At 73.2% G+C, this 21,531-nt stretch carries 17 protein-coding genes and 1 tRNA gene; 5 read left to right on the forward strand and 13 right to left on the reverse strand.

Going from position 1 to position 21,531, the window contains the following annotated elements; all coding sequences use genetic code 11:
• Positions 1-239: 239 nt before the first annotated feature.
• The 9 genes from ACIOWN_RS16470 to ACIOWN_RS16510 all read right to left on the reverse strand — a co-directional run bounded on the left by ACIOWN_RS16470 (position 240) and on the right by ACIOWN_RS16510 (position 12,997).
• Positions 240-869 (reverse strand): TetR/AcrR family transcriptional regulator, encoded by a 630-nt coding sequence (locus tag ACIOWN_RS16470; protein ID WP_362345690.1) that lies wholly within the window; start codon positions 867-869, stop codon positions 240-242.
• Positions 857-1,591 (reverse strand): enoyl-CoA hydratase family protein, encoded by a 735-nt coding sequence (locus tag ACIOWN_RS16475; RefSeq protein WP_362345692.1) that lies wholly within the window; start codon positions 1,589-1,591, stop codon positions 857-859. The genes ACIOWN_RS16470 and ACIOWN_RS16475 overlap by 13 nt, the downstream gene beginning before the upstream one ends.
• Before the next feature lie 60 nt (positions 1,592-1,651).
• Positions 1,652-2,842, reverse strand: coding sequence for an acyl-CoA dehydrogenase family protein (locus tag ACIOWN_RS16480; protein WP_362345694.1), 1,191 nt, complete (start codon positions 2,840-2,842; stop codon positions 1,652-1,654).
• Positions 2,839-4,704 carry an acetyl/propionyl/methylcrotonyl-CoA carboxylase subunit alpha gene (locus ACIOWN_RS16485; RefSeq protein WP_401982565.1) on the reverse strand — a complete coding sequence of 622 codons (1,866 nt, stop codon included), beginning with the start codon at positions 4,702-4,704 and terminating at the stop codon, positions 2,839-2,841. The genes ACIOWN_RS16480 and ACIOWN_RS16485 overlap by 4 nt, the downstream gene beginning before the upstream one ends.
• 8 nt (positions 4,705-4,712) lie before the next feature.
• Positions 4,713-6,311: a carboxyl transferase domain-containing protein gene (locus ACIOWN_RS16490; RefSeq protein WP_362345697.1), complete on the reverse strand. Its 1,599-nt coding sequence runs from the start codon at positions 6,309-6,311 to the stop codon at positions 4,713-4,715.
• Positions 6,308-8,014 carry an acyclic terpene utilization AtuA family protein gene (locus tag ACIOWN_RS16495; protein ID WP_401982567.1) on the reverse strand — a complete coding sequence of 569 codons (1,707 nt, stop codon included), beginning with the start codon at positions 8,012-8,014 and terminating at the stop codon, positions 6,308-6,310. Before ACIOWN_RS16495 ends, ACIOWN_RS16490 begins: the two co-directional genes overlap by 4 nt.
• A complete protein-coding gene (locus ACIOWN_RS16500) occupies positions 8,011-8,805 on the reverse strand; it encodes a TIGR03084 family metal-binding protein (RefSeq protein WP_401982568.1) in 795 nt (264 codons plus the stop codon). The genes ACIOWN_RS16495 and ACIOWN_RS16500 overlap by 4 nt, the downstream gene beginning before the upstream one ends.
• A gap of 119 nt (positions 8,806-8,924) precedes the next feature.
• On the reverse strand, positions 8,925-9,887 hold the full coding sequence (locus ACIOWN_RS16505; RefSeq protein ID WP_362345986.1) for an EamA family transporter: 963 nt from the start codon (positions 9,885-9,887) through the stop codon (positions 8,925-8,927).
• A 167-nt stretch (positions 9,888-10,054) separates the two neighbouring features.
• Positions 10,055-12,997, reverse strand: a complete 2,943-nt coding sequence (locus tag ACIOWN_RS16510) for an FAD-binding and (Fe-S)-binding domain-containing protein (protein ID WP_362345703.1) — start codon at positions 12,995-12,997, stop codon at positions 10,055-10,057.
• A 90-nt stretch (positions 12,998-13,087) separates the two neighbouring features.
• Between ACIOWN_RS16510 and serC the strand changes: the two genes are divergently transcribed.
• Together serC and ACIOWN_RS16520 are read left to right on the forward strand one after the other, a co-directional pair.
• Positions 13,088-14,206 (forward strand): phosphoserine transaminase, encoded by a 1,119-nt coding sequence (serC, locus tag ACIOWN_RS16515; RefSeq protein ID WP_401982569.1) that lies wholly within the window; start codon positions 13,088-13,090, stop codon positions 14,204-14,206.
• 106 nt (positions 14,207-14,312) lie between these two features.
• Positions 14,313-14,387: transfer RNA gene (locus ACIOWN_RS16520), tRNA-Leu, on the forward strand.
• Between the two features lie 22 nt (positions 14,388-14,409).
• Here the strand turns inward: ACIOWN_RS16520 and ACIOWN_RS16525 are convergent.
• From ACIOWN_RS16525 to ACIOWN_RS16535, 3 genes are all read right to left on the reverse strand, one after another.
• Positions 14,410-15,414 carry an endonuclease/exonuclease/phosphatase family protein gene (locus tag ACIOWN_RS16525; RefSeq protein WP_401982653.1) on the reverse strand — a complete coding sequence of 335 codons (1,005 nt, stop codon included), beginning with the start codon at positions 15,412-15,414 and terminating at the stop codon, positions 14,410-14,412.
• Positions 15,415-15,605: 191 nt separating this feature from the next.
• On the reverse strand, positions 15,606-17,129 hold the full coding sequence (locus tag ACIOWN_RS16530; RefSeq protein ID WP_362345707.1) for a cellulase family glycosylhydrolase: 1,524 nt from the start codon (positions 17,127-17,129) through the stop codon (positions 15,606-15,608).
• A gap of 97 nt (positions 17,130-17,226) precedes the next feature.
• Complete coding sequence (locus ACIOWN_RS16535) at positions 17,227-18,207, reverse strand: WD40 repeat domain-containing protein (protein ID WP_362345709.1); 981 nt, start codon at positions 18,205-18,207, stop codon at positions 17,227-17,229.
• Between the two features lie 88 nt (positions 18,208-18,295).
• Here ACIOWN_RS16535 and ACIOWN_RS16540 point away from each other — a divergent pair, with 88 nt between their 5' ends.
• From ACIOWN_RS16540 to ACIOWN_RS16550, 3 genes are all read left to right on the forward strand, one after another.
• The gene (locus tag ACIOWN_RS16540; protein WP_401982572.1) at positions 18,296-18,970 is read left to right on the forward strand and encodes a GDSL-type esterase/lipase family protein; all 675 of its coding nucleotides are present in this window, start codon (positions 18,296-18,298) and stop codon (positions 18,968-18,970) included.
• 104 nt (positions 18,971-19,074) lie between these two features.
• Positions 19,075-19,662: a Uma2 family endonuclease gene (locus ACIOWN_RS16545; protein WP_401982574.1), complete on the forward strand. Its 588-nt coding sequence runs from the start codon at positions 19,075-19,077 to the stop codon at positions 19,660-19,662.
• A 68-nt stretch (positions 19,663-19,730) separates the two neighbouring features.
• The gene (locus ACIOWN_RS16550; RefSeq protein ID WP_362345715.1) at positions 19,731-20,726 is read left to right on the forward strand and encodes an aldo/keto reductase; all 996 of its coding nucleotides are present in this window, start codon (positions 19,731-19,733) and stop codon (positions 20,724-20,726) included.
• A 154-nt stretch (positions 20,727-20,880) separates the two neighbouring features.
• On the opposite strand, the gene thpR is transcribed toward ACIOWN_RS16550, so the two are convergent.
• Complete coding sequence (gene thpR / locus ACIOWN_RS16555) at positions 20,881-21,453, reverse strand: RNA 2',3'-cyclic phosphodiesterase (protein ID WP_362345717.1); 573 nt, start codon at positions 21,451-21,453, stop codon at positions 20,881-20,883.
• Between the last annotated feature and the right edge of the window lie 78 nt (positions 21,454-21,531).

Raw genomic sequence — 21,531 nt, forward strand, 5'->3', positions numbered from 1 at the left:
GTCCGCAGGGTGTACGGGTCCCGGGCGGCCGCCGTGGGTGGGCGCGCGGCGCGGGTTCCGGAGGAGGGAAACCGGGTGAGAGGTGCGGGGCGATCGGCCGCCGCGGAAGGGGCAGGGTCAGGCGGAGCGCCGACAGCCCATGCTCGTGACGCGCACGTAGTCCACGTGGCGGCGTCGCACGAGCGGCAAGAACATGCGCACAGGGTACTGCGGGGCGTGCGACAGCGGTGTGGCGCGGTTCACGCGGTGACCGGACCGCGGCCCAGCGCCTCCTCCAGCAGGGCCGCCCACTGGGCGACCACGCGTTCGCGGCGGGCGGTGTCGTCGGTGAGGAGGTTGGCCAGGCCGAGGCCACGGGCCATGTCGAGGAAGCCCTGGACGGTCTCGCGGGCGCCGGGGCGGGCCTCGTCCGCGCCCAGCAGCTCGACCGCTATCCGGTGCGTCTCCCGGCCCACGCGGGCCTCCAACTCGGTCACACGGGGGCGCAGTTGGTCCTCGTTGGAGGCGGCCACCCACAGGTGGAGCGCGGCCCGGAAGAGGGGCCCCGTGTAGAGGTCGACGAGGGCGGCGACCACGGCCCGCCGGTCGCCGGCCGCGCCCTCGGGGAACAGGTCGCGCAGGGCGGTGGAGCGTTCCTCGGCCACGTACTCGACGGCGGCGGTGAACAGGTCCTCGCGGGTGGGGAAGTGGTGCTGGGCGGCGCCTCGGGAGACGCCGGCGCGTTCGGCGACCACCGAGACCGTGGACCCGGCCCAGCCGTGTTCGGCGAGGCAGGCCACGGCGGCCTGGAGGAGCCGCTGCCGGGTGGCCCGGCTGCGGTCCTGCTTGGGGGCGCGTTCCGCGCGGTCGTGTGTGGTCACACCGCCCATTCGGGATCCCGTCGTTCGAGGAAGGCCGTCATGCCCTCGCGCGCCTGCGCGGAGGAGAACAGCCGGGCCGAGAGCGCGGTCAGGGCGGCCGCGTCCCGGTCGAAGGCTTCCAGCACCCTAGTCGTGAGCAGTCGTTTCGTCTCGGCCAGTGCCTGGGGTGAGGAGCGGCGCAGGCCGTCGAGGATCGGCTCCAGTACGGCGTCGGCGTCGTCCCCGGCGGCCGTCAGCAGGCCGGTCCTGACCGCCTCGGCCGTGTCGAACCGTTCCCCGGTGAGGCAGTGGCGGGCCAGCGCGCGCGGGTCGGCGCGGGGCAGCAGCGGCAGCGAGATCACCGCGGGGGCCACCCCGATGCGCACCTCGGTGAACGCGAACGTGGCCCGGTGCGAGGCGACGGCGATGTCGCAGGCGGCGAGCAGCCCGAGACCGCCCGCGCGGACGTGTCCGGTGACCCGGGCGACGACCGGCTTGGGCAGTTCGACGATCTGCCGCAGCAGGTCCACCAGCGCCTCGGGCCGGGGAGGGTCGCGCAGGTCGGCGCCCGCGCTGAAGGTGGTGCCGGTGTGGGTGAGGACGACGGCACGGACCCCGCCGTCCCCGGCGCAGTCGGCCAGCGCGGCGGCAAGTTCCCCGACGAGCGCCGCCGACAGGGCGTTGCGGTTGCCCGGCGAGTCCAGGCCGAGCGTCTCCACGGCACGCGCGCGTGTACGTCCGATCAGGGTCATGGCCGCTGCTCCCACTCGCCGCGGATCATGGTTCCTCCTCGCTTCCGGCGGGCGGGGCGGTCAGTACGACCTGGGCAGGCCCAGGGTCTGGTGGGAGACGTAGTTGAGGATCATCTCCCGGCTCACCGGGGCGATACGGGCCACGCGGGAGGCCGTCACCAGCGAGGCGAGCCCGAACTCGCGCGTGAGGCCGTTGCCGCCGAGGGTGTGCACGGCCTGGTCGACGGCCCGCACACAGGCCTCACCGGCCGCGTACTTGGCCATGTTGGCGGCCTCGCCCGCGCCCACGTCGTCGCCCGCGTCGTACAGGCGGGCCGCCCTGCCCGTCATCAGGCGGGCGAGTTCCAGGTCGATGTGGGCCTGCGCGAGCGGGTGGGCGATGGCCTGGTGGGAGCCGATGGGGGCCTTCCAGACGGTGCGTTCGCGCGCGTACTCCACGGCCCGGCCGAGCGCGTGCCGCCCCATGCCGATCGCGAAGGCGGCCGTCATGATGCGCTCGGGGTTGAGCCCGGCGAACAGTTGCAGCAGGCCCGCGTCCTCTCCCCCACTGCCGAAAGCGTGGGAGGTGCCCCCGCCGACGAGCGCGCCGGCGGGCAGCCGCACCTCGTCCAGGACCAGCTCGAACTGCTTCTCGGCGGCGGTGAGTTCCATGTCGATGGGCCGCCGCTGGAAGCCTTCCGCGTCCGGCGGGACGATGAACAGGCAGGGCTTGAGGCGGCCGGTGCGCGCGTCCTCGGTGCGACCGACGATCAGGACGGCGTCGGCGATGTCGACACCGGAGACGAACACCTTGCGGCCGGTGAGCACCCAGTCGGCACCGTCGCGGCGGGCGGTGGTGGTGATGCGGTGGGAGTTGGAGCCGGCGTCGGGTTCGGTGATGCCGAAGGCCATGGTGCGGGTGCCGTTCGCCAGCGCGGGCAGCCAGGCGCGCTTCTGCTCCTCCGTGCCGAACCGGGCGATGACGGTGCCGCAGATGGCGGGCGAGACGACCATCATCAGCAGGGGGCAGCCGGCGGCGCCCAGCTCCTCCAGGACAATGGCCAGTTCGGTGATGCCACCGCCTCCCCCGCCGTACGCCTCCGGCAGGTTGACGCCCAGGTAGCCGAGCTTGCCGGCCTCCGACCAGAGTTCGGTGAGGGGATGGCCCTCGGCGACGGCACGGGTGAGGTAGGCGCGGCCGTAGCGTTTGCCGAGGGCGGCCACGGCGGCGCGCAGGTCCCTGTGTTCTTCGGTTTCCAGCGTGGCGCTCACTGATCCTCCCGGGTTGCCTCTACGACGGCGAGCAGGGCGCCGACCTCGACCTGGCGGCCGGGGGCGGCGTGCAGGGCGCTGAGCGTGCCCGTGACGGGCGCGGAGATCTTGTGCTCCATCTTCATCGCCTCCAGCCACAGCAGTGGTTGTCCGGCCCGTACGGTGTCGCCGGCCGCCAGTCCATCGGCGACGCGCGCGACGGTGCCGGGCATGGGGGCCAGCAGTGAGCCGGGGGCGTGCTGGGCGACGGGTTCGGGGAAACGGGGCAGGGCGGTGAGCGCGGTCGGTCCCGCGTACACCCGCTCGCCGTAGCGGGCGATCTCGTACCCGCGCCGGACACCGCCGGCTTCGAGCACGACCAGGTGCGCGTCCACGTGCACCACCCGCACCCCCACGGCGTCGGGGGCCAGGCCCGTACGGGTGTGGCGGTAGCGCACCTCGTGCTCCTCGCCCGCCATCAGGTACCGCTTGACCTGCGGCTGAGAGGGCAGGTTGCGCCAGCCGCCGAAGCGGGAGCGGTCGTGCGCGTCGGCGAGCGCGGCGGCCAGGGGCGCGTACGGGTCGGGGGCGGGCGCGGTCAGTTCGGCGAGGTGGCGGTCGTAGAAGCCGGTGTCCATACGGCCGGTGGCGAACTCCTCGTGCCGCAGGGACCGCACCAGCAGGTCCCGGTTGGTGACCGGGCCGTGGACGGCGGCCCGCTCCAGCGCGCCGGCGAGCTTGCGCAGCGCCTCCGCGCGCGTGGGCGCGTGGGCGACCGCCTTGGCGAGCAGCGGGTCGTAGTGGACGCCGATCGTGTCCCCGTCGCCGTAGCCGGTGTCCAGGCGGACGCCGGGGACGGACAGGCGGTGCAGGGTGCCGGTCTGCGGCGCCCAGTCGCGGGCCGGGTCCTCGGCGTACAGGCGGGCCTCGACCGCGTGCCCGCGCGCGGCGGGCGGTTCGGCGTCCAGGGCGTGGCCCTCGGCGACACGGATCTGCAGGGCGACCAGGTCCACGCCGAACACGGCCTCCGTGACCGGGTGTTCCACCTGAAGGCGGGTGTTCATCTCCAGGAAGTGCGCCCTTCCGTCGGCCACCAGGAACTCGACGGTCCCCGCACCGGTGTAGTCGACGGCCCGCGCGGCGCGCACGGCCAGCTCGTGCAACTCCCGTCCGGTGTCCGCGGGAAGTCCGGGCGCCGGGGCCTCCTCGACGACCTTCTGGTGGCGCCGCTGGAGGGAGCAGTCGCGGGTGCCCAGCGTCCACACGGTGCCGTGGGTGTCGGCGAGGACCTGCACCTCCACGTGCCGCCCGCCCGCCTCGCCCCCGAGGTACGGCTCGGCGAACACCTCGCCGTCGCCGAAGGCGCCGAGCGCCTCGGCGCGCGCCGCCTCCAGTTCGGCGTCCAGGTCCTCCAGCCGCCGTACGATCCGCATCCCGCGTCCGCCGCCGCCCGCGGCGGCCTTCACCAGGACCGGCAGGTCGGCCTCGGTGACCTCGCGCAGCGGCGGCACGCCCATCAGCTCCTTGGCGCGGGTCTTGGACGCCATCGCCTCGATGGCCCCCGGCGGCGGCCCGATCCAGACCAGGCCCGCGTCCAGGACGGTCCGCGCGAAGCCGGCGTTCTCGGCGAGGAAGCCGTAGCCCGGGTGGACGGCGTCCGCGCCGGCCGCCACCGCCGCCTTCACGATCAGGTCGCCGCGCAGATACGTCTCGGCGGGCGTCACGCCCGGCAGGCGCACCGCGATGTCGGCCACGCGCGCGTGCAGCGCGTCCTCGTCGGCGTCCGAGTGCACGGCGACCGTCCGGATGCCCAGTTCGGCGCAGGTGCGGAAGACACGGCAGGCGATCTCGCCCCGGTTGGCGACGAGCAGCGTGGAAATCAAGGGATCCCTCACATCCGGAAGACGCCGAAGCCGCCGCGCGCGCCCTCGAAGGGCGCGGTGTGGACGGCCGACAGGCACAGGCCGAGAACGGTGCGGGTGTCGCGCGGGTCGATGACGCCGTCGTCGTAGAGCCGCCCGGACAGGAACGCCGGCAGCGACTCGGCCTCGATCTGCCGCTCCACCATCGCGCGCAGCGCGGCGTCCGCCTCCTCGTCGTACGGCTGCCCCTTGGCGGCCGCCGACTGCCGGGCCACGATCGACAGCACGCCCGCGAGTTGCTGCGGCCCCATGACGGCGGACTTGGCGCTGGGCCAGGCGAACAGGAAGCGGGGGTCGTAGGCCCGTCCGCACATGCCGTAGTGCCCGGCGCCGTAGGACGCCCCCATGAGGACGGACAGGTGCGGGACCCGCGAGTTGGACACCGCGTTGATCATCATCGCGCCGTGCTTGATGATGCCGCCCTGCTCGTACTCGCGGCCGACCATGTAGCCGGTGGTGTTGTGCAGGAACAGCAGCGGTACGTCCCGCTGGTTGGCGAGCTGGATGAACTGGGCCGCCTTCTGCGACTCCTCGCTGAACAGCACGCCCCGGGCGTTGGCGAGGACGCCGACGGGATAGCCGTGCAGGGTGGCCCAGCCGGTGGCCAGGCTCGTCCCGTACAGCGGCTTGAACTCGTCGAAGTCGGAGGCGTCGACGATCCGGGCGACGACCTCGCGCGGGTCGAAGGGGATCCGCAGATCGCCGGGGACGATCCCCAGCAGCTCCTCCTCGTCGTACTCCGGCGGCGCCGCGGCGGGCGGATCGGGGTACGCCTTGCGGTGGTTGAGCCGGGCGACGACCCGCCGGGCCTGGCGGAGGGCGTCCGGCTCGTCGAGGGCGAAGTGGTCGGCGAGACCGGACACGCGCGCGTGCATCTCGGCGCCGCCCAGGGACTCGTCGTCGCTCTCCTCGCCGGTGGCCATCTTCACCAGCGGCGGACCGCCGAGGAACACCTTGGCCCGCTCCTTGACCATGATCACGTGGTCGGACAGGCCGGGGATGTACGCGCCCCCGGCGGTGGAGTTGCCGAAGACGACGGCGACGGTCGGGATGCCGGCCGCCGACAGCCGGGTCAGGTCCCGGAAGACGGCGCCCCCGGGGATGAAGATCTCCTTCTGGGACGGCAGATCGGCGCCGCCGGACTCGACGAGGCTGACGCAGGGCAGCCGGTTGGCGAGCGCGATGTCGTTGGCCCGCAGCGCCTTCCTCAGGCTCCACGGATTGCTGGCACCGCCGCGCACGGTCGGGTCGTTGGCGGTGATCACGCATTCCACGCCCTCGACGACCCCGATCCCGGTGACCAGCGAGGCACCCACGGTCCAGTCGCTGCCCCACCCGGCCAGCGGCGACAGCTCCAGGAACGGCGTGTCGGGGTCGAGCAGCAGCTCGATCCGCTCACGGGCGAGCAGTCTGCCGCGCCGCCGGTGCCGCTCGACGTACTGCGCGCCGCCGCCCGCGAGCGCCTTGGCGTGCTCGGCGTCGAGTGCGGCGAGCTTGCCGAGCATGGCCTCGCGGTGGGCCTTGTACTCGGCCGATCCGGTGTCCAGGGCGGAGGAAAGGACCGTCAAAGGAGGACCTCCGGTATGTCCAGGTGGCGGGAGCGCAGCCATTCGCCGAGGGCCTTGGCCTGCGGGTCGAAGCGGTGCTGGGCGGCGGCGCCCTCGCCGAGGATTCCCTCGACGACGAAGTTGAGGGCGCGCAGACCGGGCAGTACGTGCCGTCGCACGGCCAGCGTGCGGCTCTCGGGGACCAGGTGCCGGAACGTCCCGGTCGTCAGCGCGTGCGCGAGCCACCGCCAGCCCTGTTCCGAGCGCGCCCACACGCCGACGTTGGCGTCGCCGCCCTTGTCGCCGCTGCGCGCCCCGGCGACGAGTCCGAGCGGGGCCCGCCGGGTGGGTCCGTCCGGCAGGGGCTCCGGCAGCGGTGGCCGCTCCACGTCCGCGAGTGCGCGCGTCCGTCCGGGCGGGGGCACGGAGACACGGCGGCCGTCGGGGAGGACGGCCACCTGCTCGACGGCGTCCTGGGGGACGCACACGGCCTCGAAGACCCCGTAGGGCGTGCCCTTTCCGGGAGGCGCCGGCATGTGGAAGCCGGGGTATCCGGCGAGTGCCAGCTCCACGGCGGCCCCGCTGAACGCCCGTCCGACGGCCCGCTGGTCCCGGTCCCGTACGACCAGGCGGAGCAGGGCACTTGCCGTCTCCTCGGTGCCGGCGTCGGGGCGGTCGGTCCGTACGAGGTCCCAGCGCACCTCGGCGGGGGCCGGCCCGGCGGCCCCGAGCGCGTCCCGCATCTGCCGTCGCACCAGTTCGGCCTTGCGCTCGATGTCGAGGCCGGTGAGGACGAAGGCGACCTCGTTGCGGAAGCCGCCGAGGCGGTTGAGGCCCACCTTGAGAGTGGGCGGCGGCGGCTCCCCGCGCACGCCCTCGACGCGCACCCGGTCGGGCCCGTCCTGGCTGATCCGTACGGTGTCCAGCCGGGCCGTGACGTCGGGCCCGGCGTACCGGGCGCCACCCGTCTCGTACAGGAGCTGCGCGGTCACCGTGCCGACGTCCACGACACCGCCCGTGCCGGGGTGCTTGGTGATCACGCAGCCGCCGTCCTCGTGGAGCTCGGCGAGCGGGAAACCGGGGTGGCGCAGCCGGTCGAGGGGGTGGTCGGCGAAGAAGGCGTAGTTGCCGCCGGTGGCCTGGGCGCCGCACTCCAGCACGTGCCCGGCGACGACGGCGCCCGCCAGCCGGTCGTACTCCTCCGGCTGCCAGCCGAAGTGGGCGGCGGCGGGCCCGGTGACCAGGGCGGCGTCCGTGACCCGCCCGGTGACCACGACGTCGGCGCCCGCGCGCAGGCAGGCGGCGATCCCGAAGCCGCCGAGGTAGGCGTGGGCGGCCAGGGGGGCGTCCCCGGCGGGGGCACGGGGGAGGACGGCGGTGAGGTCGTCGCCCTCGACATGGGCCACGCGCACCGGGATGCCGAGCCGTTCGGCCAGCTCCCGTAAGCGGCCGGCGAGCCCGGCCGGGTTGAGCCCGCCCGCGTTGGTCACGATCCTCACGGACCGCTCGTGGGCGAGTCCGAGGCACTCCTCCATCTGCCGCAGGAAGGTGCGGGCGTAGCCGGCCGCCGGGTCCCCCAGCCGGTCCCGGGCCAGGATGAGCATGGTCAGCTCGGCGAGGTAGTCGCCGGTGAGGACGTCCAGTTCACCGCCGGTGAGCATCTCGCGCACGGCGTCGAACCGGTCGCCGTAGAAGCCGGAGGCGTTGCCGATGCGCAGGGTCATCCGGCGGCCCCCTCGGGCGCCCGCCCTCCACCGGGCGGACCGGCGAAGGCCTGGGCGATGTCCAGCCAGCGGTCGGCGTCCGGCCCCTCGGCACGTACCGCGAGGTCGGCACGGTGGGCGCGCTGGGTGACCAGGAGACAAAAGTGGAGGGCGGGCCCGGTGACCCGCTGCCCGGCGTCCTCGGGGCCGTACGTCCACAGCTCCCCGGAGGGACCTCGGACCTCCACGCGGAACGCCTCCGTGGGCGCGGGCAGCCCGTGCGCGCCGAAGGCGAAGTCCCGCGCCCGCACCCCGATGCGCACCACATGCCTGAGCCGGTCGGTGGGTGTGCGCACCACACCGAGCGCGTCGGCCACGTCCTGTCCGTGCGCCCAGGTCTCCATCAGCCGCCCGGTCGCCATGGAGGCGGCCGACATGGGCGGCCCGTACCACGGGAAGCGGGCCCCCGGCGGCGCCGCCCGCAACGCCCGGTCGAGCGCGTCCCGCCCCTCCCGCCAGCGCGCCCGCAACTCGTCCGACGGCAGCCGTGCGCCCTCCTCCGCCCCCTGGTCCACGAACGTCCTGGGGGCGGCGAGTGCCTCCTCGACCAGTGCCTGAAAGCCCTCCGGGTCGGTGACGGCGAGACGCGCGGACCGGTCGGTCCAGGCGAGGTGGGCGATCTGATGCGCGACGCTCCACCCGGCCGCGGGCGTCGGCCGTCCCCACTCCGCGGGACTCAGCCCGGCGACAAGCCGATCGAGTTCGTCACCCTCAGCACGCAGATCGTCGAACACCAGCGTCGGATCGGCCATGCGGGGAGCATGGCAGCGCCCCCCGAAACAATCAAGCATGCTTGCATGAATTCATGGCCGGTCGCGCGACGCCGAGCATCGGGACCGGTCGGACGACGCGGCGCGGGGAGCGGAACCCGTCAGGGATGCGCCTCCGGAAGCGGGGGCACCGCCTTGGCCCGTCCCACCTGGGTGCGGACCGCGCCCATGCTGGCCACGATGACCAGGACGATGGCCGTGGTCTGGAGGGCGGAGAGGGACTGGCCGAGGATGAGGAAGCCCGCCGAGGCGGCGAGGGCCGGTTCCAGGCTCATGAGGATGGCGAAGGTGGAGGCGGGCAGGCGGCGCAGGGCGAGCAGTTCGAGGGTGTACGGCAGGACGGAGGACAGCACGGCCACCCCCGCGCCCAGGGCGAGCGTCGACGGGACGAGCAGCTTCGACCCGGACTCGGCGATCCCCAGCGGCAGGAACAGCAGTGCGCCGACCGCCATCGCCAGGGCCAGCCCGTCGGCCTGCGGGAAGCGCCGGCCGGTACGGGCGCTGAAGACGATGTACGCCGCCCACATCACGCCCGCGCCCAGCGCGAAGGCGACACCGACGGGGTCGAGGCTGTCGAAACTCCCGCCGCCCAGCAGGAAGACGCCGGCCAGGGCCAGGGCGGCCCACACGAAGTTGATCGCGCGGCGCGAGGCCAGCACCGACAGGGCGAGCGGGCCGAGCACTTCGAGGGTGACGGCGGGGCCGAGCGGGATGCGGGCGGCCGCCTGGTAGAAGAGGCCGTTCATCCCGGCCATCGCGATGCCGAAGACGACCACCGTGCCCCAGTCGGCGCGCGAGTGCCCGCGCAGCCGGGGCCGGCAGACCAGCAGCAGCACGATCGCGGCCACCAGCAGCCGCAGGGTCACCACCCCGAGCGCGCCCGCCCGCGGCATCAGCGTCACGGCCACCGCGGCGCCGAACTGCACCGAGATGCCCCCGGCCAGGACCAGCCCGACCGGGCCGAGCGAGCCGAAACGGCCCGGGGACCCGGGCCCGGGCGCGGTGGCCGGCGCGGAGGTGACCGGGGACGGAGAGGAAGGTGTGGTGGCGCTGGGCGTGGTCACGGGGCGGTCCAGGTACTGGGCTAGGGGTTTGTGCATCGGGATGTACTGATGGGTCCAGGGTAGTGGACGCGGTCAGGGGCGTGAAACCCGTTTGCCACTGTCCACGATGGCCCCCTTCCGTGTTCACGGGAGCGCTGTACCCCTTCAGGCCCACGGCAACCCGGCGGTCACCCGTCGCCGGGCCCCTCCAGCCCTTCCGCCAGTACCTCCGCCAGATGGCGGCCCCGTACTCCGGCCAGTTGGTCCAGCTGGGTGCGGCACGAGTAGCCGTCCGCCAGGACCACCGCGCCGGCCGGGGCCCGCCGTACCGACGGCAGGAGCTGTTCCTCGGCACAGGCGGCCGACACCTCCCAGTGGCCCTTCTCGAAGCCGAAGTTCCCGGCCAGACCGCAGCAGCCGCCGGACAGCTCGCCGCTCAGCCCTGCCGCCTCGCGCAGGCGCCGGTCGGCCGCGTCGCCGAGCACGGCGTGCTGGTGGCAGTGGGTCTGCCCGGCGACCGGGCGGTCCAGACGGGGCGGGGTCCAGCCGGGTGCGTGGCGCCCGAGGACCTCCGCGAAGGTCAGCACGCGGTCGGCCAGGCGGCGGGCCCGCGGGTCCTCGGGCAGCAGCTCCGGCAGGTCGGTGCGCAGGGCGGCGGCGCAGCTCGGTTCGAGGACGACGACCGGCGCGTCGGTCTCAAGCACCGGTTCCATCAGGTCCAGGGTGCGGCGCAGCACCGCGCGGGCCCGCTCCAGCTGGCCGGTGGAGACGTAGGTCAGGCCGCAGCAGACACGGCCCCGGCCGCGCAGGACGGACACGGGATTGAGCAGCGCGGAGCCTCCGTCGCCCACCGGGGGGCGGCGCAGGCGCAGGGTCGGCGGGAGCGCCACCCGCAGCCCGGCCGCCTCCAGCACGCGGACGGCCGCCCGGCCCACGGACGGCGACAGGTGCTCGGTGAAGGTGTCCGGCCACAGGACGACCGGATCGCCCGCCCCCTCCCCGCCGTTTGCCGGTGCGTACGACCGTCTGCGCCACCATCGGGTGAACGGCTCGCGCGCCAGTCGCGGGATCCCTCGTTCGGGTGTGATTCCGCCGAGCCGTTTCACCGCCGAGGCGAGCGGCCGCAGGGAGGCGAGCGCGTTCAGCAGTGGCGCGGTGCGCGTACGGGCGGCCCAGCGCAGCCACACCGGAAGCCGGCCGAGGGCGTAGTGGGCGGCCGGGCGGCGCCGTCCGGCGTAGTGGTGGTGCAGGAACTCCGCCTTGTACGTGGCCATGTCGACCCCGACCGGACAGTCCGACCGGCACCCCTTGCACGACAGGCACAGGTCGAGCGCGTCCCGGACCTCGGCCGACCGCCAGCCGTCGGTCACCAGCTCACCGGCGAGCATCTCGTGCAGCAGCCGGGCACGCCCGCGCGTGGAGTGCTCCTCCTCGCCCGTGACCCGGAAGGACGGGCACATGACCGCGGCGCCCGGCACTTCGGTCGTACGGCACTTCGCGACCCCGACACACCGGCGCACCGCCGCGGAGAAGTCCCCCCGGTCGGCGGTGTAGCCGAAGGCCACGTCGACCGGACGGCGCGGCAGCACGGCGAAGCGCAGGTTCGCGTCCAGGGGCGCCGGACGGACCAGCATCCCGGGATTGAGCAGGTCGTCGGGGTCCCACACCCCCTTGACCTGCTCGAAGAGGGCCACCATCCGCTCGCCGTACATCGTCGGCAGCAGCTCTGCGCGGGCCTGCCCGTCCCCGTGCTCCCCGGACAGCGAACCGCCGTGCGCCACCACCAGTTGGGCCAGCTCCCGCGAGAACCGCCGGTACCGGCCGATCCCGGCCGGGGTCAGCAGGTCGAAGTCGATGCGGACGTGGATGCAGCCGTCCCCGAAGTGCCCGTACGGGGCGCCTCGCAGCCCGTGGGCGGCCAACAGCTCCCGGAACCGCCGCAGATACGCGCCCAGCCGCTCCGGCGGCACCGCGCAGTCCTCCCACCCCGGCCACGCCTCCGTGCCGTCCGGCATCCGGGTCGCCGTACCGCTCGCGTCCTCCCGGATCCGCCACAGCGCGCGCTGCGCTGCCGGGTCCCCGACGATCGCGGCGTCCACGGCGTCGGCCGCCCGCACGATCGCCTCGGCACGCGCGCGTGCCTGCCCCGCCGTCTCCCCGCCCGTCTCCACGAACAGCCAGGCGTCCCCGCGCGGCAGCCCGGCCGCCGCGGACGGCACCAGGTCCCGCGCCATCCCCTCCACCGTCAGCGGCCGTCCCCCAGTCTCGGCTTCGCTCGACCGGGGGGACCCCCATGGCAGCAGTCCGGCCGCGGCGTCGGCGGCGGCGCCCTCGTCGGCGTATCCCAGCACGGCCAGCACACGCGCGCGTGGCGTCTCGACGAGCCGTACGACCGCCTCCGTCAGCACGCCGAGGGTGCCCTCCGAGCCGCAGAAGGAGCGCGCCACGTCCGCGCCGTTCTCGGGCAGCAGGGCGTCCAGGGCGTACCCGGAGATGCGGCGGGGCAGCCGCGGGAAACCGGTCCGCAGCCGGGCGAGCTCGCTGTCCACCAGCTCCCGCAGCCCGTCCGGCGCGCCGGCCCACTCGCGCCCCAGCCGCAGTGGCCGCCCGCGCGCGGTGAGCACCGACAGCTCCCGCACGCTGTCCGCGGTCGTCCCCCAGGCCACCGAGTGGGAGCCGCACGCGTTGTTGCCGATCATCCCGCCGAGCGTGCACCGGCTGTGCGTGGACGGGTCCGGGCCGAAGCGGAGCCCGTGCGGCGCGGCGGCCTCCTGGAGCCGGTCCAGGACCACGCCCGGCTGGACCACGGCGGTCCGCTCCCCGGGGTCGAGGTCCAGCACCCGGTTCATGTGCCGGGTGAAGTCGAGCACCACGCCCGTCCCGGTCGCCTGGCCCGCGATCGACGTCCCGCCGCCCCGCGCGACCACCGGCACCCCGCGGGCCCGGCAGACCTCGAGCACCGCCGCCACGTCGTCGGCGTCCCGCGGAGCCACCACGCCCAGCGGGACCCGCCGGTAGTTGGACGCGTCCATGGTGACCAGCGCCCGTGCGGTGACGTCGAACGCCACCTCCCCGCGCACGGCCCGGCGCAGCTCCGTCCGAAGCTCCGAAAGATCCCCGAGATCGGTCATGCGTCCAGGATGCACGCGATCGTTTTCGCGGCCGTCTCACCCGGCGGAATGTGTTTCACCCGGATTTCTCCGACCGCTACTCTCCCGTTCGTGGCTGAGATCCGGATTCCCTCTGACATCAAGCCCGCGGACGGACGTTTCGGCGCGGGACCCTCCAAGGTGCGGACGGAGGCGCTGGACGCCCTCGCCGCGACCGGCGCATCCCTCATGGGCACCTCCCACCGCCAGGCCCCGGTGAAGAACCTGGTCGGCCAGGTGCGCGAAGGCATCCGCGAGCTGTTCCAACTTCCCGACGGCTACGAGGTCGTCCTCGGCAACGGCGGCTCCACGGCGTTCTGGGACATCGCGACCCACGGTCTGATCGAGAACAAGTCCCAGCACCTCACCTTCGGCGAGTTCAGCTCCAAGTTCGCCAAGGCCGCCAAGCTCGCCCCCTGGCTCGCCGAGCCGACCGTCGTCTCCTCCGACCCCGGCACGCACCCGGAGGCCCGGGCCGAGGCGGGCGCCGACGTCTACGCCTTCACCCACAACGAGACCTCCACCGGTGTCGCCATGCCCATCAGGCGCGTGGCCGGCGCCGGCGAGGGCGCCCTGGTCCTGGTCGACGCCACCTCCGGCGCCGGCGGCCTCCCGGTCGACATCGCCGAGACCGACGTCTACTACTTCGCCCCGCAGAAGTCCTTCGCCTCCGACGGCGGCCTGTGGATCGGCGTGTTCTCCCCGGCCGCGCTCGAACGCGCCGAGCGCGTCCACGGCTCCGGCCGCCACATCCCGGAGTTCTTCTCGCTGCCCACGGCGATCGACAACTCCCGCAAGAACCAGACGTACAACACCCCGGCGCTGGCCACCCTCTTCCTGCTCAACCAGCAGCTGGAGTGGCTCAACGGCCAGGGCGGCCTCGCCTGGTCCACGGCCCGCACCAAGGACTCCTCCTCCCGGCTCTACGCCTGGGCGGACGAATCCAAGTACGCGACCCCGTTCGTCACGGACCCGGCCAAGCGCTCCCAGGTCATCGGCACGATCGACTTCTCCGACGAGATCGACGCCGCCGCCGTCGCCAAGGTCCTGCGCGCCAACGGCATCGTCGACACCGAGCCCTACCGCAAGCTCGGCCGCAACCAGCTCCGCGTCGCGATGTTCCCGGCCATCGACCCGGCGGACGTCGAGGCCCTGACGAAGTGCGTCGACCACGTGATCGAAAAGCTGTAACCGTCCCCTACGTCAGCGAAGGGCGCCCGGCGAGATCCGCCGGGCGCCCTTCGTGTGTGAATGCATTAGCGCACCAGTGCCGTTGGAGCCTACGATCACGGTCAAGGCGGGGCCGTAGCACAGAGGTAGTGCGCCGCGACAGCATCTCGGAGGACGCCGGTTCGAATCCGGCCGCCCCGCCCCCTCACACCCAGTCCACCGCTTCAGCCCAGTTCGACCCTGGCGGCGACCGGTACGTGGTCGCTGCCGGTGGCGGGCAGGGCGCGGATCTCGGTGACGGTGGCCGCGCGGGCCATGACCTGGTCGATCCGGGCCAGCGGGAAGGCCGCGGGGAAGCTGAGCGCGAAGCCCCGTTCCGCCACGTTCAGCCGTGAGGTCAGCGGGGCGAGGCCTCGGTCCTCCACCGTGCCGTTCAGGTCGCCCAGCAGGATCACCGTTCTCAACTCCTCGGCCGTGACGGCCTCGCCCAGCAGCCGGGCGCTCTCGTCGCGCCGGGCGGACGCGAGGCCGCTCGCCCGGACGCGGAGGGAGGGCAGGTGCGCCACGTACGCCGCGACCCGGCCGTGCGGCGTGTGCACCTCGGCCCGCAGTCCGCGGTTCCAGGGCTCCGTGATCCCACGGGGTTTGATGTCCAGCGCCCGCGCACCGGTCAGCGGATGCCTCGACCAGAGTCCGACGGTGCCCCGGACCTCGTGGTACGGGTAGGCGGCGGCGAGGGTCCGCTCGTAGACCGCCAGGGCCAGGGGGACCAGTTCCTCCAGCGCGATGAGGTCCGGACCGGCGCCGTCCAGGGCGCGGGCCGTGCCCGCCGGATCGGCGTTCTCGTCGCTGACGTTGTGCTGCACCACGACCAACTGGCGCGCGCCGGGTGCCGCCCCGGGCAGGAGCAGCCCGCCGAAGAGGTACGTCCAGGCCGCCACCGGCAGCAGCAGAGCCACCAGTGCCACGGCCGAACGGCGCAGCAGCGCCAGGGCGAACAGCACCACGACCACCAGGCCGAGCCACGGCAGGAACGCCTCCAGCAGACTGCCCACGCGGCCCGCGGAGTTGGGCACGGCCCGGTGGAACACCAGCAGCCCGGCCGTCAGCACCGCGAGCCCGGCGAGCACCCGCCCCCGCCGCCACACCGCCCGGCGCCCCGCGCCTGCCGGCGCCTCCCGGCTCGGCGCGCTCCGCCCCGCCCGGCGCCGCGCCCACGGCGGCACCATCGCCCGCACCGCCGCCGCACCGCTGTCCGCCCGCCCCCGACCCACCCCGGCTCCCCCTCCGCTCGGCCTCGCCAACCAAGACGATCAGCCAAGCGGAACAGTTTCCGCCATCGAGGAGTGAATGCGGGCGCCCCGCCCGGTCCCCCGACCGCGAGGCGCCCGGCGTCGATAGCCCGGGCGCCCCGCCGTCGTCACGACGCCGCGCAGCTCAGGCCCGGCGCACCCCCGCTCCCGGGCGCGCCCCCGAAGCCGAAGGAGGCCGAACCGCCCGCCGCGATGGCCCCGTTGTGGGCGGCGTTGACCGCCGTCACGGTCGCGCCGCTCTGGGTGTACGAGGCGTTCCACATGTTGGTGACCTTCTGGGACCCGCTCCAGGTCCAGGTCACCTTCCAGGACTTGATCGCGGTGGAGCCGGTGTTGGTCACCGTGACATCGGCGTTGAAGCCACTGCCCCAGTCGCTGCTGACGACGTACGTGGCCCGGCAGGCGGCCTTGCCGCCGCCGTCGCCGCCACCGTTGTCACCGCCCCCGGTGCTCGGGAAGCCCGGCGCCTTGACGGTCGCGAGGTAACCGTCCTTCACCGTGTCCACGGTCTGCCAGTCGTCCTTCAGGATCCCGCCGGTGTCACCGGAGTTGGGGTTCCAGGACCAGAACGTCCAGTGGAAGGAGTCGCCGCCGGACGTCGAGGTCGGACGCATGTAACTGACGAGCGCCGACAGCCACTTCTGGTCCACCGTGGACTGGAGCGTGGTGCCGAACTCGCCGACCCACACGGGGGCGATGTTCTGCTTGAAGATGTAGCCCCAGTACTTGTCCCAGACACCCGGCATGTTGCTGGGGAAGGACGGGTCGCTGAACCAGCTCTGCTGGGCGACGCTGGTGGCGTAGTCGTGGGCCGAGTACACGACCCGGTTGGCCACGTCGAGCCGCACCGGGTACTGGCCGACGCCCATCAGGTTGCCGCCCCACCAGCCGGAGACGCCATTGAAGGTCTGGACGCCCTCGACGAAGATCAGCAGGTCGGGGTTGACGGAGAGGACCGCGTTGCCGGCCCGCTCGGCGGCCAGCCGCCAGTCGGTCGCCTGGTCCCCGCAGCCCCAGCAGGCCGGGTCGTGGGGCTCGTTGTGCAGGTCGATGCCGATGACCGTGGCGTTGCCCTTGTAACGGGACGCCATCGACTTGAGGTTGGCGATCCACGTCGACTCCGGGACGGAGGCGGTGTACCAGAGGGCCGACTGGCCGCCCGAGTCCGGCCGGTGGCGGTCGAGGATGACCTTCAGGCCGTCCTGGCCGGCGTACGCGACGAGCTTGTCGATGACCTGGAGGGAGTTCAGCCCCTGCAGGTCGGCGTTCTTGCCGGCGGAGAAGTCGATGCTGGAGGGCATCGCGCCGGACTTGAAGATGTCGTCGCTGTAGGGCAGCCGGACGGTGTTGTAGCCCAGCGACTTCATCTGGTCGATCATGCTCTTGTAGTCGCGGGACCACAGGCCGTGGACGACCTGGTTGCTGGTCTCGAAGCCGAACCAGTTGATGCCGGCGATCCGGACGGACTGCCCGGACGCGTCCAGGATCTGGCGTCCGCTGGTGTGCCAGTAACCGGCGCCGCCCGCGGCGGGGGCCGCGTGCGCGGTGGCCGGCAGGCCGAGTCCCAGGCCCAGCGGCAACAGGAGCGCTGCCGCGGCAGCGCACAGCGCTCTTCGCAAGGTGCGGAACATGGTGCTGCTTCCTCCCGAGGGGGCCGCGGGACCGGAACGAGTGGGAGCGCTCCCACACACCCGCGCCTCCCAGTGGAAGGCAGGCGGCGACCGCCCGTCAAGAGCGCCGACGCAACAAACGCCTCAGCCCCCACACCGCGGCCACCACGCCGGCCACCGCGGCGACGGTGCCCACGCCGAAGCGTCCGCCCCCGTCGGCACCGGCCCCGATGGTGCTCGAACCGCCCTGCTTCGACGGCGACTTGGCGGAACCGTCGGCCGCCGGCGCGTCGCGCACCTGCACCGGGCTGCCGGATCCCTCACTGCCGTACAGCAGCTTGGTGCCGTCCACGCTGTAGGTGACGGACTCCCCCTGCCTCTGGAGCGGCACGTCGAGCTGGCCCACGCGCTTGATCCTGCCGCCGTTCCAGTCGTAGTGGATGCCGCCGAAGTAGCCGCGCACGGCGAGGTGCGTGCCGTCCGGGGAGAGGGCGGCGTCGGTGGCCCACAGGTCGACGGGGGCGATCGGCCTGAAGACGTTCGTTCCCGAGGGGGACAGTTCGGCCGGGCCCTCGTAGAGGTGACCGCCGTCCTCCTTCTTGTCGATGATGTAGACGCGGCCCGTCTTCGGGTGCACGACCATCGACTCGGCGTTGCGCGGACCGTCCGAGTACTTCACGACGTACTGCGTGGCCCGGATCGTCTGGTCCTTCAGCTCCTTCGGCTCGGGCAGCCGGTAGATCCACACGTAGGGCCAGGAGCCGTCGAGGTTGTCCCCGATGTCGCCGAGGTGGATCTGGTTGCCTGGCCCGATGGAGATGGCCTCCGCGTCGCGGGGTTTGCCGATGCCGCTGAGGGTGATGGTGGCGACGGTCTCGCCGGTCCTGCCGTCCACGGCGTAGATCTGCGGGCCGTAGCCGCTGTCGTTGTGCGTCCAGTAGACGCCGGGATGCAGGTGCGAGGCCGCGAGGCCGCTGGACTCCCTGATCCGCGGGTCCTTGATCGTGAACCCGTCGTCGCCGTCGGCGGCAAGGGCGGCGGGCGCGGCGAGCGCACCCACGAGAAGGGCCCCGGCGAGCAGGGCGAACGGTCGGCGCATCCCCCAAGCGTGCCATCCCGCACGTGTGTTCACACCGCGTGGTGGGCCTCACGTCGCGCCGCTCCCGTCCGTCGTTCATGATGAGCGGATGCTCAGGTTCATGCCCGTCGGTGACTCCATGACGATCGGCAGCGCGGGCGAGCACACCTGGCGCTACCGGCTGTGGCAGCACCTGTGCGCGACGTACGGGGGCCCGTTCACGCTCGTCGGCCCGCGCGAGACGCTCCACGACAAGTCGGCGGACGCGCCGGTCTCCCTCGCCTACGCCGATCCGGACTTCCCCCGCGCCCATCTGGCCGGCTGGGGCGAGGGCTGGGGGCACATGGTCCCGCTCATCGGCGACGCGGTGCGCGAGTGCCGCCCGGACGTGCTGCTGGTCTCGCTCGGCCTGATCGACCTGGGCTTCTACACGAACCCCGAGCAGACGGCGGTCAACGTGGAGGCCTTCATGCGGCAGGCGCGGGCCGCCGACGCGCGCGTCCGCGCGGTCGTGCTCCCGGTGATCCCGAACATCCGCGCCGCGGCCGACCCGCCCTTCGCCGCGCAGATGGACCGTTTCAACGAGCTGCTCGCCAAGGCGGTGGCCGACCTGGACGAACCCCGCTCCCCGCTGCTCCTGGCGCCCCCGCCGCCGACGTACGACATCCACTCGGACACCTACGACGGCACCCACCCGAACCAGAGCGGCGAGCACAAGATCGCGGGCGCGTTCGCGGGGGCGCTGCACCGGGGGTGGGGGTGGGGCGGGGAGTACGAGGGCTGAGCCCTCACTGGCATATGCACGCCGCCCCGTGCCCCGGACGCCGTGCGTATCGTTGTACCGCGCGGCTGCGCTCGTCCGCGGGGCAGCCGGGGAGAAGCGCCACGATGTCCGTCCTGGAAGACAGGATCCCGATGGCCGAGGAGTGCAGCGAGCTGACTCTGGACTTGATGTTCGAGTGGCTCGAGAAGATGCCCGTCCCCGAGGGAACGAAGGTCGAGATCGTCGGGGGGAACATCTTCACGTCGCCGCAACGTCACACCCACTGGCAGATCATCTTCGACATCGCCCGACAGCTCAGCGTCAAGTCCCCCGCCAAGCGGCTGGCCTCGGATGTGCGCATCGATTTTCCCGGGCGCCTGAACGGATTCGCCTGTGACGTCGCGGCGATGACCGACCGCTCGGTGCAGGACGCCAAGGGCCGCTGGCACTACCGGGACATCGAGTTCGTGGCCGAAGTCATCTCCGAGAACACGGCCGCCAATGACTACGGCCCCAAGAAGCTCACCTACGCCCTCGCCGAGGTCCCCGTCTACCTCATCGCCGATCCGTACGAAGGCGAATGCCGTGTCTACACGCACCCCCTGAACGGCGACTACACGACCGAGACGAAGCTGCCCTTCGGCGAGGACCTCGACCTCACCGGCTCTCCCCTCGGTCTCGTCCTCAGGACCGGTGACTTCCCCCGCGACTGACCACCCCCGTTGCCCCGTCCGCAGCCCCCCTTGCGTCGAGTGCACTCCAGGACGTTGGCTTGTGGACCATGAAGTACACACAGCTCGGACGCACAGGACTCAAGGTCAGCCGACTGGTGCTCGGCACGATGAACTTCGGTCCGCAGACCGACGAGGCGGACAGCCACGCGATCATGGACGCGGCGCTGGACGCGGGGATCAACTTCGTCGACACGGCCAACGTCTATGGGTGGGGCGAGAACAAGGGCCGCACCGAGTCGATCATCGGTAACTGGTTCGCCAAGGGCGGGGACCGGCGCGACAAGGTCGTCCTGGCCACCAAGGTCTACGGGAACATGTCCGCGGACAACTCCAACGTCTGGCCCAACCACGACAAGCTCTCCGCAGTGAACATCCGGCGGGCCGTGGACGCCAGCCTCAAGCGGCTGCAGACCGACTACATCGACGTCTACCAGTTCCACCACATCGACAGGGACACCCCCTTCGAGGAGATCTGGCAGGCCGTCGACGTACTGATCCAGCAGGGCAAGATCCTCTACGTCGGCTCCTCCAACTTCCCCGGCTACAAGATCGCCCAGGCCAACGAGATCGCCGCGCGGCGCTCCGGCACCATCGGTCTGGTCAGCGAGCAGTGCCTCTACAACCTCGCCGAGCGGCGGGCCGAGATGGAGGTCATCCCGGCCGCGCGGGACTACGGCCTCGGGGTCATCCCCTGGTCGCCGCTGCACGGCGGGCTGCTGGGCGGTGTGCTCAGGAAGCAGGTCGAGGGCGGCCGGCGTGCCTCCGGCAGGTCCGTCGACGCGCTCGCCGACACCGCCATGCGCGACCGGATCCAGGCGTACGAGGACCTGCTCGACAAGCACGGTCTGGAGCCCGGGGAGGTCGCGCTGGCCTGGCTGCTCACCCGGCCCGGCGTGACCGGCCCGATCGTCGGCCCGCGCACCGCCGAGCAGCTCGCGTCGGCGCTGCGGGCGGTCGAGCTGGAACTCGGCGAGGAGCTGCTGACCGGGCTCGACGAGATCTTCCCCGGTCCGGGTCCGTCTCCGGAGGCCTTCGCCTGGTAGGCGCCTGCCGCGCCGCCCCGGCGACCGTACCGGCCCTGGCGTCCGTGCTCCGCGTCACCTGCCGAGCGCGGCCGCCAGGGCGACGACGACGAACATCAGCACGAGCGCACCGGCCATGATCCGGTTCCGGGTTTTCGGGTCCACGTACTCGAGACTAACCGTCCGCCCGCAGTGGCCAGCGGCCGACCGGTTCATAACGGGGCTGTTCCCCCGGCGCCCCGGACACCGGCAGCAGGCTGCGCACGAGGACCAGCTCCTCCACGGTCCAGGCGCTGCTCGCGAAGTCCCGCAGCGCCTGGACGTACGGCCGTACGTCCAGGCCGTCCCGGCTGCGCGCCACGGTCAGGTGGGCCTTGTAGGGGCGGTGCTCCCCCATCGGCACGCCCGCCTTCCGCGCCGCCGCGTCCGCCCGCCCGGCCAGCAGCCGCAGGGCCGCGAGGTCGCCTTCCGCCCCCGTCCACAGCGCCTTGCCCCGCCCGAACTGCCCTCCCCCGCGCAAGGCGAGCGAGAAGACCCCGGTCCGGTGCGCGGCGTTCTCCAGGCGGGCCGACAGCGCGGGTACGACCTCCTCGTCGACCTCGCCGTAGAAGGCGAGCGTGAAGTGCCACCCGGGCCGCTGCGTCCACCGCAACCGCTCCGCACCGGGCAGCTTCCGCAACATGGCGACCTCGTCCGCGAGCCCCCGGAGCACGTCCCCCGGCGGCAGCACGGCGGCGAAGAGTCTCATGGCCCCAGTGTCCTGCCACACACCCGGGTGTGACCTGGCCGCCGTGCGTGCCGTTCCCGCCCGGGCCGGACCCCCCGG

The organism is Streptomyces sp. NPDC087787 (genome assembly GCF_044743035.1).
Taxonomy (GTDB): domain Bacteria; phylum Actinomycetota; class Actinomycetes; order Streptomycetales; family Streptomycetaceae; genus Streptomyces.